This is a genomic window from Actinoplanes sp. NPDC048791, assembly GCF_040650095.1.
GTDB lineage: Bacteria > Actinomycetota > Actinomycetes > Mycobacteriales > Micromonosporaceae > Actinoplanes.
The window spans coordinates 1-16,467 of sequence record NZ_JBEZGQ010000073.1; the positions used below are offsets into that span (position 1 = coordinate 1).

The window sequence follows — 16,467 nt, forward strand, 5'->3', positions numbered from 1 at the left end:
CGGCCCGGTGCAGGGCCAGGCCCAGAGGCGCAAGACCAAGCCGCGGCCGGCCGCGCCGATCAAAACCAGCAAGGGGTACGGCCAGAGCACGCGCAACGGGTCCTCGGCGGTGCCGTCGCGTGGCTCGGAATCTCCTGGATCTTCCAGTCCTTCGGGTGATCGTGGGGAGTCCTGGCGGCCTGGGTCGTCGGGGTCCGGCTCGGGTTCCGGGTCTGGGTCCGCGTCCGGCTCTGGCTCTAGCTCTGGTTCTGGCTCCGGCTCCGGCTCGTCCGGCTCTGGTTCTGGCTCCGGCTCTGGCTCTGGCTCGGCCGGCTCTGGCTCGGCCGGCTCGTCCGGTGGCGGGAAGCCGGCTCCGGTTCGTCCGCCTGTGCTGCCGTCGGTGCCGGTCAGGCCGCAGCAGCCGGGGGACTTGGGCGGCCCGTCGGGTGGGGAGACGCCGGATCCGCCGCAGAAGCCGGTTCGGCCGCCTTGGTGCTGGGATCGGACGGACTGCTCTTGGCGGCCTTCGCACCACCAGCGCCCTGACCGGCCCCATCACCATGATCATGCGGGTCAGCAGGACGACCCTGACCGGCCGCACGGCCACGGCCACTCAGATCAGGTCGGCGACCGGGACGACTCCGATCAGGGGCGTGACCAGGACGCCTCGGATCAGGGGCGTGATCAGGACGACTCGGATCAGGGGCGTGATCAGGACGACTCGGATCACGGGCGTGATCAGGACGACTCGAATCACGGGCGTGGTCAGGACGACTCGGATCACGGGCGTGGTCAGGACGACCCCGACCAGGGTCGTGATCAGGACGACGCCGATCGGGCGGGCGACCGGGATGACTCCGGCCGGGCGCGTGATCGGGCTTGTGACGACGGCGACCGCCGCGGATCCGCCGACCGCGGTAGGTCCGCCGACCACCGTCAGGTCGCTGACCGCCGTCGATCAGCCGACCGCGAGGGCGCTGATCGCCGGATCACCGTCCACATCGAAGCAGCACGTGGTCGCGATGACGACCGGGCGGCCGACGACGAAGGCCGGACCGGCCGGACGGCCGCTCACCGTGACAAGGGCAGCCGGGCAACCGACCGCCACGAGCGCACCCGCCGGGCGAAGGGCCACGACAAGCGCTCGCCGAAAGAGCAAGAACAGCTCATCCGTTCCATCAGCAGCCGGACGGCCGAGGCCGCCGGATCCGACTCCCGCCGGAGGTCAGAAGTGACCGAACGCCCGCAGAACGTCCGGCCCGCCCGCAGCGCGGACCGCACCCACAACAGTCACCGCTACCAGCCGTCCGCCGCCGACCGTGGCGAAGGCGGCACCCAGACGACCACAGCGACCCGCGCCTACCGCGGCTCCCACCGCTCCGAACGCATGCACCGGGTCGACGACCGCACGGGCGCGCACCACCGCAGCTCCCGGATGGGCCGTCACCACCTGGAGCAGCAGCAGGAGAACCAGGACCACCAGCAGAACGGCTGGTGAAAGGCCCGCCCTCACCCGGCGACGTGGAGGTTCGCCGGGCGAGGCGGGCCGAACAGCGGCTACTGCGGGTCGATCCGCATCATGCGGGCCCGGCGGGCGATCAGCTGCGGCAGGTCGACGCGGATCGGCCACGGCGTACGGGTCTCGAAGACCTCGGTCGTGTAGTGCGTGGCGAAGGCATACTGTCCGGCCTCCTCGTCCAGGACCAGCTCGGCCAGGGAGATCGTCGGCTTGTCGGCATCCGGGACGATGATCCAGTAGGCGGGCACGCCCGCCCGGGCGTACAGCGCCCGCTTGGTCTCGGTGTCCCGCAGCACCGAGGTGGGAGAGACGACCTCGACCACGAGTTGCGCCCCTTCGATAGGGAACGGCGACTGCTGCAGATAATCGGCCGGCGCGACGATGACATCTGGCCTGGGCTCATTGTGATCGTCGATAGTGGCCGACTGATCGGTCCCGATGACGAACCCGTTCGACGGGTTCGAGTCCCACAGGATGTTCGCGATCCACAAGGCGATGGTGTTGTGATCGATCGTCGCGGACGGCGACACGATGAGGCTCCCGTCGATCAGCTCCCAGCGTCGCCCGTCGTCGGGCAGCGCGTGCAGATCCGCCGTCGTATAGCCGTAGACGTCAGGCAGGGCGGTTCCGGACAACGCTGCTGTCATCGCTGCTCCCTGTTCGTCGGATGAGGCCATGTGGCCAGGCTACGGCTGTGGCGTTCTCGGGAGCCAAGCTATCGACGGGGTCCGACATTTCTGACGGAAAGCTTGATCAGGAGTCGTCGGTGAGGCGGTGGCGGTTGGTTTCGATCCAGGCGTCGATGGCTTCCGCGTCGTTCGGGTCGACGCCTTCCGAGATCAGCTGCGCCACCGCTGCCGTTGCCGGGCTGCGTTTCTCGCCTGTTGCGTACAGGCGGGCGAACTCCGGGATCATTTCCTCGACCACCGTGTCCGTCTGCTCCGCCGCTGCCGCCGGCAGGCCGCGCTTGCGGGTTGCGTAGGCCGACCAGGCCCGGGTCACCCGGGGGAGCATCGCCGCGTCGTCCATGTCGAGGACCGCGCGCCGGTGCACCCAGTCGAGCAGGAACAGGCCGGCCACCGCCGGGCTCCAGCGCAGCGGGTTCGGCTCCGGGAGGCTGGCCGCGTGGTCCAGCAGCAGGCTCAGGCAGAAGTGCAGCGACGCCAGCTCGTCGTCGGCTGATACGTCGCCCAGGGCGAAGCGGGCCGCCTCCGGTGAGGACAGGAAGTCGCGGAGCAGGCGTTCGCGTTCCGGTGCGCTCAGCTCCGGCGGCTCGGCCAGGGGCGGGACCGTCGTGGCCGGCAGCAGGGCCAGCCGGGCCGTGGCCAGAGCCCGGTCGGTGGCCAGGTTGCCGTCCGCCGGCAGGTCGCTGAGCCCGTCGGTGATCTCCAGGTGCTTGCCGACCTCGCCGCGGAGCCGGCCCGGGTCCTCCTCGCGGAACCAGGTCAGCTCGTCGCCCGCGCACATCTCCCGGACCTGGCCCAGGATGCGTTCGGCCGGGCCACCGACGAAGACGTCCTTGGTGATGCCGATGTTGTGGTCGACCAGGGCGACGACCGCGTGCTCCGGGCCACCGAGCTCGGCGTCGTCGTAGGCGAAGGTGACCAGATAGGACGTCTGGTCGCCGTACACGTCGCCGTACGCGTAGCAGCCGGTCGGGCGCACCTTGCCGAGCTGTTCCGTCCAGGCCGGGGCCTGGGCGCCGGGGCGCACGCCGGCCGCTCCCTCCGCGTCCGGCACCAGGGCCGCGAAGACCTCGCGGATCGTCGTCGCCGACGCGGTGCGTCGCCGGGTGGTGGCGCCGAGGAACTGGCCGACGAACTCCCGGACCGCCGCGGCGCGGTCGGTGACCGCCACGGCGTACACGCTGCCCAGGAGTGCGGTGCCCAGCATCTCGGCGTCCAGGGCGCAGTCGAGCTTCGCCACGTCGCGGGCCGCGTGCAGGACCGCGTCGTATGGAGTCTGGGGTGCCGCCATGCCGCCGAGCCTACCCGTCCAGGGGCTCGCCGGACCTATTCCGAACGGACGACCGTCAGGGCTTCACGGGCCTGTGCGTACCCGTTCAGCACCTCGCGGACCGGCGCGACGACGTATTCGCGGGCCACCTCGGTGACCGACCCCCGCAGGCGTTGCTCGGCGCGCCGGCCGGCGCGTCTCGCGCCCAGGTTGACGATCGGCCGGATCAGCACGGCCAGCAGGGCACCGAGCAGGAGACCGCCGAGCAGCAGCAACGTCGGCAGCGGCACTTCGCCGACCTTCGGGTTGTCGAACGCGGGCAGGCCGAGGACGCGGACGGCGTACCCGGCGATGAGCCAGCCGAGGCCGACCACCGCCGCGATGGTGAACAGCCATTGCAGCAGGCCGACCACGGTCCACCAGATCGGCTTGCGGCTCATCCCGAGGTCGGTCTTGGCCACCGCCCGGTCCAGCGCGTCGGGCAGGTCGCCGAGCCGGGACCGGGACGCCGTGCTCAGCGCCGGGGCCCACACCTGCGGAATCGGCGCGGCGGCCCGGGCAGCGACGGCGCGGACGGACAGGCCGACCGCTGACTTCTGGGCTGCGTCCGCCTCCGGCAGGGAGGTCCGGGACACCGGAGCCGCCTCGACCGCGGTGTCCGCGGCGTCCGGCTTGTCGGTGGACAGGTGCAGGCGCTTGAGCGGGTCCGGGCGCAGCTTGCGGGCGCCGCGCACCAGCGGCCAGCCGGTGCTGGCGATCGCCCGGTGGCGGTAGGCGCTCGCTGTCGCGGCGGCCACGGCGGGAACGCCGGCGGACGCGGCAAGGGCGTCGCTGAGCTGGCGTACGGTCGCCCGATCCACCTCGTCCTCGGCAGCCGGCGGACCGATCGTCGCGGCCAGCTGCTCGGCCACCACGTCCAGGTCACCGGCGAGGCGGCGCAGCGCGGCCTGCCGTTCGGCGACCGTCTTCTCCAGGGCCTCGCGCAGCTCGGTCAGCATGCCCGGCTGCTTGGCCGAGGTCGCCAGCACCGGTACGCCGTTCAGCCCGTCCTCGTCGAGCAGCCGCTTGAGGTCGGTGACGACGATCTCGGTGTCCGCCGGGGAGAGCCGGTCCGCCTGGTTCAGCACCACGATGGTGATGTCGCTGTGCTGCTTGAACTGGCGCAGGTAGGCGTTGTGCAGGACGCGGTCGCCGTACTTCTGCGGGTCGACCACCCAGACCACCTGGTCGACCAGGCCGAGCAGCCGGTCCACCTCGAGCCGGTGGCCGCGCTCGACGGAGTCGAAGTCGGGCAGGTCGAGCAGCACGAGCCCGCGCAGGGCGGCCTCGTCGTCGCCGTCGAGGGCGCTCTCCCGGATGAAGCGCTGCCGGGGCAGCACGCCGACCCAGTCGAGCAGCCTGTTCGCCGGCTCGAGCGGACCCCAGACGCAGGCGTGCGCGACACCGGTCGTCGGCCGGCGTACGCCCACCGGCGAGAGCTTGAGCCGGGCCAGGGCGTTGAACAGGCTGGACTTGCCGCTGCCGGTGCTGCCGGCCAGCGCCACCACGGTGTGGTCCTGTGACAGGGCGAGCCGGCTGCCGGCCCGCTCGACCAGGGTGTGCGCGGCGACCAGGTCGTTGTCGGGCAGGTACGGATCGGTGACCCGCAGGAAACGCTGCAGGGCGTCCAGCCGGGCGACGAGCTGCTCGGCGTCCACCCGGTCGTCGCCGGTCAGCGCGTGCTTGACCCGCTCCACGAGGCTCATGACGGCGACCCGGTCAACGCGACTTCCTCCCTGGACCGCTCCACATCGGCCGCGGCCTGCCGCAGCGTGGCCCCCGGTAGCAGCTCGAGGCCCACGGCTGCGGTGCGGTCCGTGAACCGGGCCGCTTCCGCGTCGAGCAGCACGTTAACGCGTTTGAGAAGTTCCTCGCGGGCCCGGGTGGCCAGAGTGCGGATCGCCTGGTCCCCGAAGATCGCTTCCAGCACCTTCTGCGCCGCGACGGTGGTGCCCGCGCCGACCGCCAGCTCGGCGCCGGTCGGGATGAAGGCGGTCGAGGTGAACACCGCGATCATCACGGTCAGGCCGACACCGTTGACCGCGTACGCCGCGCCGCGCGCCACGACCCGCTTGTCGCCGGCCTCGCTGCGGACCAGCTCGAGCACGAACTGCTGCCAGTCGCGGATCACCCGCTCGGCCCGTTGCGGCAGGTCGGGCGAGGGCTTCTGCAGGCCCGGCTCGAGCAGTGCGACTCCGGCCGGGTGCGCCTGCCAAGCGGCGTACGCCTGCTCGGCCGCATCCGAAGCGACCCCGCGCAGCAGCAGGGCGAGCTGCGACCGCGATCCGGCGGTGGCCGAGCTCGACCAGGTGGTCACCGAGGGCCCGGCCGCCGGCCTCGTTGTCGGGCAGCACGGCGTCGACGCCCAGGGAGTGCCGGCCGATGACCGCGACCCGGCCGCCTAGGCTCTGGAACGCCGACAGGTCCGCCTTGGCCTCGGCCTCGATGCGGGGGTCGTCGTAGCCGGAGCCGGCCACGATGATGATGCCGACCCGCTGGGCGATCAGGTTGCGGATCTGGCGCAGCTCGTGGTCGGGGTCGCGGCCGGAGTGGCAGATCTGCACCAGCAGGCTCTGCTCGTCGGCCACCTGGATGACCCCGCCGGCGATCTCGGAGAAGTACGGGTCGTCCACCTGGTGCACGACCAGGCCCACGGTGGAGCTGGCCCCGCCGGCCAGGGTCCGCGCGTACGGGTTGGCCACGTAGCCCAGGTCGCGGGAGATCTGCCGGATCCGGTTGGCCACCTCCTCGCTGACCCCGTCGCGGCCGGCGAGGGCGCGGGAGGCGGTGGCCAGCGACACACCGGCACGTTCGGCGACGTCGACGAGGCGCAGCCTCGGACCGGGCTTGGGCATCCGTCCACTCTCCACGGAAACGATCACACGCAGTTGATCACCGACGGTGAAGCTGGTGTTACGCCGCTATTGCCAGTGACGTGACACACACCCTAGGCTACGTAAGCGCTTTCGCAAGCGCTTACGTCCGGGGCAAAGGAGCTTCCGAGGATGCGTTCATCACTACGGCGTACACGTTGGGCCACGGCCCTTGGCGCGACCACGATCCTCGCCCTCGGCGCGTGCAGCGGCGACGGCGACGGCGGTTCCACCGCCACCGACGACCCGATCCTGGTGGGCATCTCGCTCCCGCTGACCGGGGACTTCTCCGAGCCCGGCAAGGGCGTGCAGCAGGGCTACGAGGCCTGGGCCAAGATCACCAATGACAAGGGCGGCCTGCTCGGGCGTCAGATCCAGCTGAAGATCCTCGACGACCAGTCCAACGCGGACCGGGTCGTCGCCGACTACGAGCAGCTGATCGGCAGCGACGAGGCCGACCTGGTCGTGGGCCCGTTCTCCACCCGGCTCGTGGTGCCCGCCGCCCGTGTCGCGGAGGAGTACGGGATGCTCTTCGTCGAGCCGGCCGGCGCGGCCAAGGAGGTCTTCTCCCAAGGGTTCAAGAACCTCTTCTACGCGGCTCCGGCGGTGGCCAACGACCACTACAACCACCTGGCCGAATACCTGCTGGCGCTGCCGGCGGACAAGCGGCCGAAGACCGTGGCCTACGCGGCCATGGACGACCCGTTCGCGCAGGGCACGGCGTACGGCCTCAAGGACAAGCTGGAGGCGGCCGGGATCAAGACGGTCGTCAACGAGGTCTACCCGCCCAACACCACCGACTTCAGCAGCATCGCCGCGAAGATCGCCTCGTCCAAGGCGGACATGCTGGTGGGCGGCTCGCAGTACCAGGACGGCGTCAACCTCATCGTCGCCCTGCAACAGCTGAACTACCAGCCCAAGCTCGCGGCCTTCTCCGGCGCGCCGACCAACCCCGAGTTCGCCAAGGCGATCGGCAACAAGACCGAGGGTGTGCTCTCGCCGACCGGCTACAGCCCGGACGCGCCGTACCCGAGCAACAAGGAGTTCGTCGAGAAGTTCACCGCGCAGTTCGGCAAGGCGCCCGACGAGGACCAGGCCAACGGGTACACGGCCGGACAGGTCGTCGCGGCCGCGGTGACCGCTGTGGGCTGCGCCGAACAGGGTGACTGCCAGAAGAAGCTGGTCGACTGGGTCCACGGCAACAAAGTGGAGACCGTTGTCGGGCCGCTGACCTGGGACCAGACCGGCAAGCCGCAGGGCGCGCACATGATCCAGCAGTGGGTCGGCAGCAAGATCAAGATTGTGCTGCCGGCGGCCGTCAAAGAGGCCGACTTCGTCTATCCCAAGCCGGCCTGGTGAGGCCCGCATGCCCTCCGGTGCACTGCTGTTCCAGAGCGTGATCCTCGGTCTGCTGCTGGGCGGGCTCTACGCCCTGCTGGCGGCCGGGCTCACCCTGTACTTCGGCATCATGCGGGTCGTCATGATCGCGCACTCGGCGTTCCTGATCCTGGCGGCGTACCTGGCCTGGTGGACACACACCCGGCTGGGCATCGACCCGCTGCTCTCGCTGATCGTCACCGTGCCGCTGTTCTTCGGCGCCGGGGTGCTGCTCCAGCGGGGGCTGCTGTCGCGGCTGCGGGCGCTCACGCTGACCATGATGTCGGTCCTGCTGACCTTCGCGGTCGCGCTGATCATCGAGGGGCTGCTCGGGTACGCGTTCACCGGCACCCAGCGGCGCATCCAGCTCGGCTACGGCTCGGCCAGCCTGCAGGTCTTCGGCGCGCGGATCGCCGTGGTCAAGCTCATCGCCTTCGGGCTGGCCGTGCTCGCGCTCGCGGCGCTGTACCTGCTGATGAAGAAGACCACCTTCGGCTGGGCGCTGCGGGCCACGATCCAGCACCGCGACGCGGCCCGGCTGGTCGGCATCGACACCGAGAAGGTGGCCGGCTACGGCTTCGGCCTGGGGCTGGCCACGGCCGCGATCGGCGGCACGGCGTTGTCGCTGGACACCACCATCTACCCGTCGCTGCACTGGCACTGGATCGGCCCGCTGATGGCCATCATCGTGGTCGGCGGCCTGGGCAGCGTGCCCGGCGCGGCCGCCGCGGCGATGCTGCTCGGGCTGGTCCAGAGCCTGCTGCAGATCCCGCTGGGCACCACCTGGGCGCAGACGATCTTCTACCTCGCGCTCTTCGCCACGCTGGCGTTCCGGCCGCAGGGATTCTTCGGAGGTCGTCTTGCGCAGCGCTTTTAAAGGACTCGGGCTGGTCCTGCTCGCCGCCGCCGTCCTGTCTTTCCCCAGCCTGGCGCCCAACCCGTACATCCTGTCGGCCGGCATCGTGGTGCTGAACTACGCGGTGCTCTCCACCTCGTGGAACTTCGTCGGCGGCTTCACCGGCTACATCTCGCTCGGGCACGGCGCGCTGGCCGGCCTGGGCGGCTACGGCACCGCGCTGCTGGTCACCGAGGCGGGCCTGCCGAGCTTCGTGGCCCTGGCGGTGGCCGCGCTGGCGGTCGCGGCCCTGGCGGTGCCGATCGGGCTGGCCGCGTTACGGGTACGCGGCGCGTCGTTCGTCATCGTCTCGATCGCCCTGGTGCTGATCCTGCTGCTGGTGTTCCAGAGCTGGGCCTCGGTGACCGGTGGCTCCCGCGGGCTCGTGGTGCCGCGACCCTTCCCGGACCTGCGGCGCCCGGAACACCACCGGGTCTTCTTCTTCCTGTTCGCCGGACTGCTGGCGCTGGTTCTGCTGGCCTGGTGGCTGATCGACCGGTCCCGCTTCGGGCTGGGCCTCAAGGCGATCCGCGAGGACGAGGACAAGGCCGAGGCGCTGGGCACCCCGACGTTCGCGTACAAGTTGATCGTCTTCGTGGTGTCGGCCGGTTTCACCGCGCTGGCCGGTGGCCTGTACGCGTTGTGGTTCGGCGACCTCGACCCGGTCTTCCAGTTCTCCATCCTCACCGGCTCCTACCTGGTGTTGATGGCGCTGCTCGGCGGGGTGCGCAACCTGTTCGGCCCGCTGGCCGGCGCACTGATCGTCGGCACCGCGCTGGAGTACTTCAAGGGTCAGTTCGGCAACACCCCGCTGCACCTGGTCGCCACCGGCGTGCTGCTGGGCCTGGTGGTCATGTTCATGCCCGACGGCGTGCTCCCCGCGATCACCGGCCTGTGGCAGCGCCTGCGCAAGTCGCCGCAGAGCTCGATCCGCGAGGTCAGCGCGGCTGACCTGCAGACCGAACGGCAACGGGCGGAGGTGGCCAAGTGAGCCTCGCGACGGTGGAGCTGCGTAAGGCGTTCGGGGGAGTGGTGGCGCTCGACGGTGCCACGGTGACGTTCCGCGAGGGCCAGGTCAACGCGCTCATCGGGCCCAACGGTTCCGGCAAGACGACCTTCTTCAACTGCGTCACGGGCATGATCCGGGCCGACAGCGGCACCGTCACGTACGCCGGCACCGACATCACCCGCAAGGCGCCGCACCTGATCGCCCGGGCCGGGGTGGGCCGCACGTTCCAGCTCTGCCGGGTGTTCCCCCGGATGACGGCGCTGGACAACGTGCTGGCCGCCGTACGCCCGGGCGGGGTGACCGGCGGGCTGCGCGGCGCGCGGCACCGCACCGAGGTCGACCGGGCCCGCGGCTGGCTGACCCGGCTGGGCATCGAGCACCTGGCCGACATCGAGGCCCGCAACATGTCCTGGGGGCAGCAGAAGCTGCTGGAGCTGGCCGGCGTGTTGATGGGCGAGCCGGCCACCGTGCTGCTGGACGAGCCGGCCGGCGGCGTCAACCCGGCGCTGCTCGACCGGATCGGCACGCTGGTCCGCGAGCTCAACGCCGAGGGCCGCACGTTCGTGATCGTCGAGCACAACATGGACCTGGTGATGAGCATCAGCGACCACATCGTGGTCTTCGACCGCGGCCGCCCGATCGCCGAGGGCCCGCCGTCGCTGATCCGCACCGACGAGCGCGTGTTGGGGGCCTACCTTGGTGTCTGAGATCGAACTCGTCGATGTCCAGGCCGGCTACGGCCGGGCCGCCCCGGTGCTGCGCGGCTTCAGCGTCGCGGTCCCCGCCGGCTCGGTGGTCTGCCTGGTCGGGCCGAACGGGGCCGGCAAGTCCACTGTGCTCAAGGTGGCCAGCGGGCTGCTCAAGCCCCGGTCCGGGCGGATCCTGGTCGGCGGCAAGGACGTCACCGGCATCGGCCCGCAGCGGATGCTGGCCGCCGGCGTCGCCCTCGTGCTGCAGGGCCACAGCGTCTTCCGGGAGATGACCGTCGAGGAGAACGTCCTGCTCGGCGGCTACACCCTCAAGGACAAGGCGAAGGCCGCCGAACGGGCCGCCTTCGTCAAGGAGCTCTTCCCGGTGGTCGCCGAGCGCTGGGGATCGCTCGCCGGCCTGCTCTCCGGCGGCCAGCAGAAGCAGGTCGAGTTCGCCCGCTCGCTGATGGTCGACCCGAAGGTGGTGCTGCTCGACGAGCCGTCGATGGGGCTCGACCCGAAGGCCACCAGCACCATCTTCGAACAGGTCGTGCGGATGCGCGACGCCGGCACGGCCGTCCTGCTGGTCGAGCAGAACGCACGGCGGGCGCTGGAGACCGCCGACATCGGCTGCGTGCTCGACCTCGGCCGGGTGCACATCTCCGGCCCGGCCGACCAGCTGCTGGCCGATCCCCAGCTCGGTGAGCTCTACCTCGGCGGCCGTCCCGCCGAGCCGAAAGTCACTCCGAAGAGCTGAGAGGTGAACCGATGAGGCGCGCACTCCTCGCCACCGCCGTGGTCGTCGCGATCGGCGCCGCCGCGGTCCCGGCGCAGGCGGGCTCCACCGGCCCGCGTGACGTCCATCCGTCCCTGCGATCGAGCCTGGTCGCCTTCTACGACTTCGACCACCCGATGCCGTCCGATCCCGCGCTGGAGGCCGACCAGGGCCGCTCCGGCACCGAGATCGAGCTGGTCAACGGGGGAGCGGCCATGCGGGTGCCGGACCGCGCCTACCCCGGGGGCCGCAAGGTCCTGCAGACCCGGCCGGTCGCCGCCGGCACCACCGACGACTGGAAGGCCGGCATCTGGTCGGCCAGCGGCGTCCGTACGCTGCGCGCGTTCAACGCGGCCGAGGGCACCACGGTGATGGGCTGGTTCAAGCGCTCGATGGACGGCCCGGCCGCCGGCTTCAACGCGATCGGCCTGACCGGGGTGCTGACCGGCGACTCCGACGGGCACGCCGTACGCGCGCTGCTCGAACTGATCGACGTCAACGGCACGCTGCGGCTGGTCGCGCTCGGCCGGCGCCTCGACGGCGGCAACTCGCAGACGTTCGCGGCGAACGAGGACTGGCGCACCCTGCTGCCCAAGGACCAGTGGGTGCACCTGACCGCCACGTTCGACTTCACCGCGGGCACCATGGCGCTCTACCGCAACGGTAAGGCGGTCGAGGGCTTCTACACCCGTACCGACGACCCGTGGCTGATCAACGGGCCCGGACCGCACGTCACCACGGCCACCGATCCGCGCGGCATCAAGATCGGCGGCAGCTTCCCCTGGCAGGGCTCGCCGGACCGCAACCCGTGCGACTGCCGGATGGACGCGCTCATGCTCCTCGACCGCTCGCTGCCGGCGCGCGAGGTCGCGAGCCAGTACCGCTTCATGACCCGGGGGTAATGATGTTCCGAAGGATCCTGCCCGTCGCCGCCCTGCTGCTGTCCACTCTGGTCCGTCTGCCCTCCGCGGCCCGGGCCGCGGACGGCGCCGTCTACGACCCGATACCCACCGAACCCGTGACCTCCCGGCTCGGGCTGGTGCTGTCCGAGTACGCGAGCTTCCCGCAGTCGGTCACCGACCCGCCGCTGATCGACCAGCGGCTCAACCGGGTCGCCCGGATCAACACCATCATGGAGGTGCCGGACGGCTCGGGCCGACGCGCGGTGCCCGACCTGAACGGCAACCTGTACTTCGTGGAGAACGGGGTGCCGCACGTCTACCTCGACGTGGCCGCGACCTTCCAGCCGGAGTTCTTCTCCGGCCGCGGCCTCGGTCAGGGCTTCGGGTACGTCGCGTTCCACCCCGACTTCAAGCGCAACGGCCTGTTCTACACGATCCACACCGAGGAAGGGGCGATCACCAGCGACGTCCCGGACTACCGGCAGACCAACGTGCTGTTCCACGGGGTCATCAACGAGTGGAAGGCCACCGACCCGGCGGCCGGTACGTTCTCCGGCACCCACCGCGAGGTGCTGCGGATCGGTTTCGGCGGCCAGATCCACGGCATCCAGGAGATCAACTTCAACCCGGCCGCCCGGCCCGGCGACACCGACTACGGGCTGCTGTACCTGGCCGTCGGCGACGGGGGCCAGGGTGCGAACAACACCGACCCGCAGAACCTGGCGCTGCCGCACGGCAAGCTGCTGCGCATCGACCCGCGCGGCACGAACGCGCCGAACGGCAAGTACGGCATCCCGGCATCGAACCCTTACGCCGGGCAGGCCGGGCGGCTGGGCGAGATCTACGCGTACGGCATGCGCGACCCGCACCGGTTCAGCTGGGACCGCGCCACCGGCCGGCTCTACCTGGGCCACATCGGCGAGCACGCGGTCGAGGCCATCTACGAGGTGCGCGCCGGGGACAACCTGGGCTGGAGCGAGCGCGAGGGCACCTACGTCTACGACAAGACCGCCACGAACCCGTGTGACCGGCTGCTGCCGTTGCCGGCCGACGACGCGGGTTATACGTACCCGGTGGCCGCGTACGACCACAACCCGCCGCTGGACTGGAACTGCACCTCCGACGTCGGGGTGGCCGTGGCCGGCGGCTTCGTCTACCGCGGCCGCGACGTGCCCGCCCTGCGCGGCAAGTACGTCTTCGGCGACCTGGTCGACGGCCGGGTGCTCTACACCGAGGCGAGCGAGATGCGTCGCGGTCGGATCCCGGCGACGATCCACCGGCTCAACCTGTTCGACGCGGCCGGCACCCCGGTGCGCATGCAGGACCTGTCGGCACCGGGCGCACCCGGCGACCCCAACCGGGTCGACCTGCGGTTCGGCACCGACGCCCGGGGCGAGCTCTACCTGCTGGCCAAGGCCAACGGCAAGGTCTGGAAGGTGACCGGCACCCGTACCTTCGCGGCCGGGCCGGTGGGCCACACCCGGGTCCGCCGCACGATGGACCCGGCGAGCTGGGCCCCGGTCACCCCGGCGAAGTGGCGCCTCACCGGCCACCAGGTGATCCTCGCGGAGGCGGGCGTGGCCCGCCCGGGCCCGCGGCGCCCGTTCGAGTACGCGGTCCTGACGGCCGGCCCGGCCCTGTCGTCGGTCGAGATCAAGGCGACGGTACGCCTCGACGAACCGGTCGAGATCACCAACCGCGACGTGATCATCGTCTTCGGCTACCGCTCGGACACGGAGTTCTACTACGCCCACCTGTCCACGGACAACACCATCTACCCGCACAACGGCATCTTCAAGGTCAACAACGCCGACCGGGAACGCATCGACTACCAGTGGAACGGCCGCTCCCGCGGCGCGAACCCGGCAGTGGTCGACCGTGACTGGCACGACGTGGTGGTCCGGCACCTGCCGGCGACCGGCGAGATCGCGGTCTACGTGGACGGATCCCGGGACCCGCTGATGACGGCCCGCGACACGACGTTCGGCTCGGGGCGGGTCGGTTTCGGCTCGTTCGACAACATCGGCCGGCTCGGCGCCCTGAAGGTCACCGGCACCCCGGCCGGCTGAGACACCGTTCGCCGCGAGCCGGCACCGGGATCGCCGTTCCGGTGCCGGCGGGTGACCACCGGCCGGCGCCACGAGGAGATGCTGCGGCGGCACGGTCCGGCGTCGTGGAACGCGCTGGTGGATCACGTACGGCTGCCGCACCTGCGCGGGGTTGCCGACCGCGTCGAGCACCGGCTGGCCCGGGCCGGCGTCCGGGGCTGATCGACAGGGTCCGCTGTTTACCGTCATGTCATCGGCTATTGGGCCGGGCTCGACGCGGTCAGGGCAGGCTGAGGTGGTGAGTACATCAGTCGGCCTGGTGATCGGGGCCCTGGCCGCCGCCTGGGGTGTGGTGGTGGCGTTGCTGGACCAGCCCACCGCGGCGAACAACCACCTCACCAACCGGCTGTGCACCACGCTGCTGGTCGCGTGCACCGCCGCGGCGGCCGGCGGCGGACTGGCCAAGGCCACCGGGTTGTGGTGACGGCGGCCCTCGTCAGCCCTCGATGAACTGGAAGTCGCTGACGATGCGGCCGTCCGCGCCGACCAGCAGGATCTCCAGCCCGACCGCGGCCACGTCGCCGGGGGCGCCGACCATCTCCCAGCGGAACTTCACGAGGTCGTGGAGCCGGTCCGCGTCACCACGGGCCCGGAAGCTGAAGGTGCCCGGCGCGACGAACTCCTCATAGGCCCGCGTCACCCGCCGTTCCAGCGCGTCGTGCCCACGGGCCTCCAGCACCAGCCGGTCGAAGCCGAGCCCGGCGGCGGCCTGCCGGATCTCCTGCGGCGGCTGCAGCACGTGCACCGCGTCGTCGGACCACAACGCGCGTACGGCGGCACCCCGGCGCCCGGCGTCAGGCTCGTTCCACACGGCGACGTAGCTGTCGGTGAAGGTTGTCAGGTCCAGGCCGGTCATGGCTGCTCCTCGGTCGCGGGTGATGCGGTGCGACCACGACTGTGCTGCGGTGCCGGCAGCCCGGCAATTCCCCGCGAGGAATCGCCGATCCGCACCGCGACCGGTACACAGGAGCTGTGATCAGCCAATCGACCGCCGGGGCCCTGCGCGAGTGGCGGCGGCGCCGGCGCGTCAGCCAGCTGGAGCTGGCGGTACGCGCGGGGACCACGCAGCGCCACGTCAGCTTCATCGAGAGCGGCCGGTCGACGCCCGGCCGGTCGATGATCATCCGGCTGGCCGAGTCCCTGGACGTGCCGATCCGCGAACGCAACGCGCTGTTGCTGACCGCCGGTTTCGCGCCCGCCTACCCGCAGAGTGATCTCGCGGATCCGCTGCTCGCCCCGGTCCGGACGGCACTGGAACGCATCCTGCACGGCCACCGGCCGTACCCGGCCGTGGTCGTCGACCGCCACGGCGACCTCGTCTCGGCCAACGCGGGCTTCGAGGTGATCACCCGCGGCGTGGATCCGCGGCTGCTCGAGCCGCCGGTGAGCGTTCCCCGGCTGCTGCTGCATCCGCTCGGCCTCGCACCGCGCATCGTCAACCTCGACCAGTGGGCCTGGCACGTCGTCGACCGGGTGCAGGCCGAAAGCCTGCGCAATCCGACCGAGCAGCTCCGGCACCTGGCGGCCGAGCTCACCGGCCTCGCTCCCCCGCGGTCGTCCACACCGGACCATCTGGGTTTCGCCGTGCCGCTGCGCCTGCGCGTCGGCGACCCGGCGGACCGGGAGCTGCGGCTCATCACCACGCTCACCCACTTCGGCACCGCCACCGACGTCACCGTGGCCGAGCTCCGGCTGGAGGCGTTCCTGCCCGCGGACGCCGCCACCAGCAGCGCGCTGCACGAGCTCGTCACGTGGTGAACGCGCGCAGCGCCAGCTCCAGCTCGAAGCGCAGCCGCGGGTCGCGGATCTGGTCGCCGAACAGCTCGGTCAGCCGGCGCAGCCGGTGCCGCACCGTCTGCGGGTGGACGTGCAGGTGGCCGGCCACCTCGTTGGCGTTCTGGTTGAAACTCAGCCAGGCCAGCAAGGTCTCGGCGAGCAGCCGGCGCTTGTCCTCGCGCAACCCGTCGAGCGGGGCCAGGCGGCGCTGGGCGAGCGCGGCCAGCAGCGCCTCGTCCTGGAACACGGCCAGGGTGGCCAGGTGATCGGCGCACCAGATGATGCGCCGGCGCGGGATGCGGCCGTTGGCTGACAGCTCCAGGGCCAGCCGGGCCCAGCGCAGCGACCTGCCGGCGTCCATCGGCTCGACCGGCAGTCCCACCGCCGCGTGGTGCCGGGCCAGGCCGTTGACCAGGGCCCGGACCTGGGCCTGGCCTTCCGGGTCCGGCACGATCAGGCACGGTTCGACGTGGTCGAACACGGACAGGATCTCCGGCGCCAGCATCGGTGGCTGGGACAGGGGCCCGGGGGCGGCGACGACCACGCCGGCGAGGCGGCGCGGCAGGTGCC

General features: G+C 71.4%; 17 protein-coding genes and 2 pseudogenes. 11 read left to right on the forward strand and 8 right to left on the reverse strand.

What is annotated here, in order from left to right:
- Positions 1-592: 592 nt before the first annotated feature.
- The gene (locus AB0C29_RS08530) at positions 593-913 is read right to left on the reverse strand and encodes a hypothetical protein (protein ID WP_360817113.1); all 321 of its coding nucleotides are present in this window, start codon (positions 911-913) and stop codon (positions 593-595) included.
- Between the two features lie 297 nt (positions 914-1,210).
- On the opposite strand from AB0C29_RS08530, the gene AB0C29_RS08535 reads away from it, so the two are divergent.
- Positions 1,211-1,477: a hypothetical protein gene (locus AB0C29_RS08535; protein WP_360817116.1), complete on the forward strand. Its 267-nt coding sequence runs from the start codon at positions 1,211-1,213 to the stop codon at positions 1,475-1,477.
- A 59-nt stretch (positions 1,478-1,536) separates the two neighbouring features.
- On the opposite strand, the gene AB0C29_RS08540 is transcribed toward AB0C29_RS08535, so the two are convergent.
- The 5 genes and pseudogenes from AB0C29_RS08540 to AB0C29_RS08560 all read right to left on the reverse strand — a co-directional run.
- Positions 1,537-2,145, reverse strand: coding sequence for a Uma2 family endonuclease (locus tag AB0C29_RS08540; protein WP_360817119.1), 609 nt, complete (start codon positions 2,143-2,145; stop codon positions 1,537-1,539).
- A gap of 106 nt (positions 2,146-2,251) precedes the next feature.
- Positions 2,252-3,475 (reverse strand): hypothetical protein, encoded by a 1,224-nt coding sequence (locus tag AB0C29_RS08545; RefSeq protein WP_360817122.1) that lies wholly within the window; start codon positions 3,473-3,475, stop codon positions 2,252-2,254.
- Positions 3,476-3,510: 35 nt separating this feature from the next.
- Entirely contained in the window at positions 3,511-5,199 is a 1,689-nt protein-coding gene (locus AB0C29_RS08550; RefSeq protein ID WP_360817125.1) for a GTPase, read from the reverse strand.
- Positions 5,196-5,771 (reverse strand): annotated as a pseudogene (locus tag AB0C29_RS08555) (ABC transporter); the annotation flags it as partial. The gene AB0C29_RS08550 and the pseudogene AB0C29_RS08555, both read right to left, overlap by 4 nt.
- A 40-nt stretch (positions 5,772-5,811) precedes the next feature.
- A pseudogene (locus AB0C29_RS08560) lies at positions 5,812-6,348 on the reverse strand (LacI family DNA-binding transcriptional regulator); the annotation flags it as partial.
- Positions 6,349-6,498: 150 nt separating this feature from the next.
- On the opposite strand from AB0C29_RS08560, the gene AB0C29_RS08565 reads away from it, so the two are divergent.
- The 9 genes from AB0C29_RS08565 to AB0C29_RS08605 all read left to right on the forward strand — a co-directional run bounded on the left by AB0C29_RS08565 (position 6,499) and on the right by AB0C29_RS08605 (position 14,545).
- Complete coding sequence (locus AB0C29_RS08565; protein ID WP_360817128.1) at positions 6,499-7,725, forward strand: amino acid ABC transporter substrate-binding protein; 1,227 nt, start codon at positions 6,499-6,501, stop codon at positions 7,723-7,725.
- A 7-nt stretch (positions 7,726-7,732) separates the two neighbouring features.
- Positions 7,733-8,620 (forward strand): branched-chain amino acid ABC transporter permease, encoded by an 888-nt coding sequence (locus AB0C29_RS08570; RefSeq protein ID WP_360817131.1) that lies wholly within the window; start codon positions 7,733-7,735, stop codon positions 8,618-8,620.
- Complete coding sequence (locus tag AB0C29_RS08575; RefSeq protein ID WP_360817134.1) at positions 8,604-9,629, forward strand: branched-chain amino acid ABC transporter permease; 1,026 nt, start codon at positions 8,604-8,606, stop codon at positions 9,627-9,629. The genes AB0C29_RS08570 and AB0C29_RS08575 overlap by 17 nt, the downstream gene beginning before the upstream one ends.
- The gene (locus tag AB0C29_RS08580) at positions 9,626-10,354 is read left to right on the forward strand and encodes an ABC transporter ATP-binding protein (RefSeq protein ID WP_360817137.1); all 729 of its coding nucleotides are present in this window, start codon (positions 9,626-9,628) and stop codon (positions 10,352-10,354) included. The genes AB0C29_RS08575 and AB0C29_RS08580 overlap by 4 nt, the downstream gene beginning before the upstream one ends.
- Positions 10,347-11,093: an ABC transporter ATP-binding protein gene (locus AB0C29_RS08585; protein ID WP_360817140.1), complete on the forward strand. Its 747-nt coding sequence runs from the start codon at positions 10,347-10,349 to the stop codon at positions 11,091-11,093. The genes AB0C29_RS08580 and AB0C29_RS08585 overlap by 8 nt, the downstream gene beginning before the upstream one ends.
- 11 nt (positions 11,094-11,104) lie before the next feature.
- Positions 11,105-12,013, forward strand: coding sequence for a LamG-like jellyroll fold domain-containing protein (locus AB0C29_RS08590; RefSeq protein ID WP_360817143.1), 909 nt, complete (start codon positions 11,105-11,107; stop codon positions 12,011-12,013).
- Between the two features lie 2 nt (positions 12,014-12,015).
- The gene (locus AB0C29_RS08595; RefSeq protein ID WP_360817146.1) at positions 12,016-14,082 is read left to right on the forward strand and encodes a PQQ-dependent sugar dehydrogenase; all 2,067 of its coding nucleotides are present in this window, start codon (positions 12,016-12,018) and stop codon (positions 14,080-14,082) included.
- 51 nt (positions 14,083-14,133) lie between these two features.
- Positions 14,134-14,283 (forward strand): hypothetical protein, encoded by a 150-nt coding sequence (locus AB0C29_RS08600; protein ID WP_360817149.1) that lies wholly within the window; start codon positions 14,134-14,136, stop codon positions 14,281-14,283.
- Positions 14,284-14,359: 76 nt separating this feature from the next.
- Complete coding sequence (locus tag AB0C29_RS08605) at positions 14,360-14,545, forward strand: hypothetical protein (protein ID WP_360817152.1); 186 nt, start codon at positions 14,360-14,362, stop codon at positions 14,543-14,545.
- Between the two features lie 12 nt (positions 14,546-14,557).
- Here the strand turns inward: AB0C29_RS08605 and AB0C29_RS08610 are convergent, their stop codons facing one another.
- Positions 14,558-14,977, reverse strand: a complete 420-nt coding sequence (locus AB0C29_RS08610) for a hypothetical protein (RefSeq protein WP_360817155.1) — start codon at positions 14,975-14,977, stop codon at positions 14,558-14,560.
- A gap of 116 nt (positions 14,978-15,093) precedes the next feature.
- Between AB0C29_RS08610 and AB0C29_RS08615 the strand changes: the two genes are divergently transcribed.
- The gene (locus AB0C29_RS08615) at positions 15,094-15,879 is read left to right on the forward strand and encodes a helix-turn-helix transcriptional regulator (RefSeq protein ID WP_360817158.1); all 786 of its coding nucleotides are present in this window, start codon (positions 15,094-15,096) and stop codon (positions 15,877-15,879) included.
- Here AB0C29_RS08615 and AB0C29_RS08620 read toward each other — a convergent pair.
- Positions 15,869-16,467, reverse strand: a 599-nt coding sequence (locus AB0C29_RS08620; protein ID WP_360817161.1) for a helix-turn-helix domain-containing protein, incomplete at its 5' end; no start/stop codon positions are given. The genes AB0C29_RS08615 and AB0C29_RS08620 overlap by 11 nt on opposite strands.

Coding starts and splice junctions, on each gene's coding strand:
- AB0C29_RS08540 (WP_360817119.1), bottom strand. CDS start 2,145: ATGACAGCAGCGTTGTCCGGAACCGCCCTGCCTGACGTCTACGGCTAT.
- AB0C29_RS08545 (WP_360817122.1), bottom strand. CDS start 3,475: ATGGCGGCACCCCAGACTCCATACGACGCGGTCCTGCACGCGGCCCGC.
- AB0C29_RS08550 (WP_360817125.1), bottom strand. CDS start 5,199: ATGAGCCTCGTGGAGCGGGTCAAGCACGCGCTGACCGGCGACGACCGG.
- AB0C29_RS08565 (WP_360817128.1), top strand. CDS start 6,499: ATGCGTTCATCACTACGGCGTACACGTTGGGCCACGGCCCTTGGCGCG.
- AB0C29_RS08570 (WP_360817131.1), top strand. CDS start 7,733: ATGCCCTCCGGTGCACTGCTGTTCCAGAGCGTGATCCTCGGTCTGCTG.
- AB0C29_RS08590 (WP_360817143.1), top strand. CDS start 11,105: ATGAGGCGCGCACTCCTCGCCACCGCCGTGGTCGTCGCGATCGGCGCC.
- AB0C29_RS08595 (WP_360817146.1), top strand. CDS start 12,016: ATGTTCCGAAGGATCCTGCCCGTCGCCGCCCTGCTGCTGTCCACTCTG.
- AB0C29_RS08610 (WP_360817155.1), bottom strand. CDS start 14,977: ATGACCGGCCTGGACCTGACAACCTTCACCGACAGCTACGTCGCCGTG.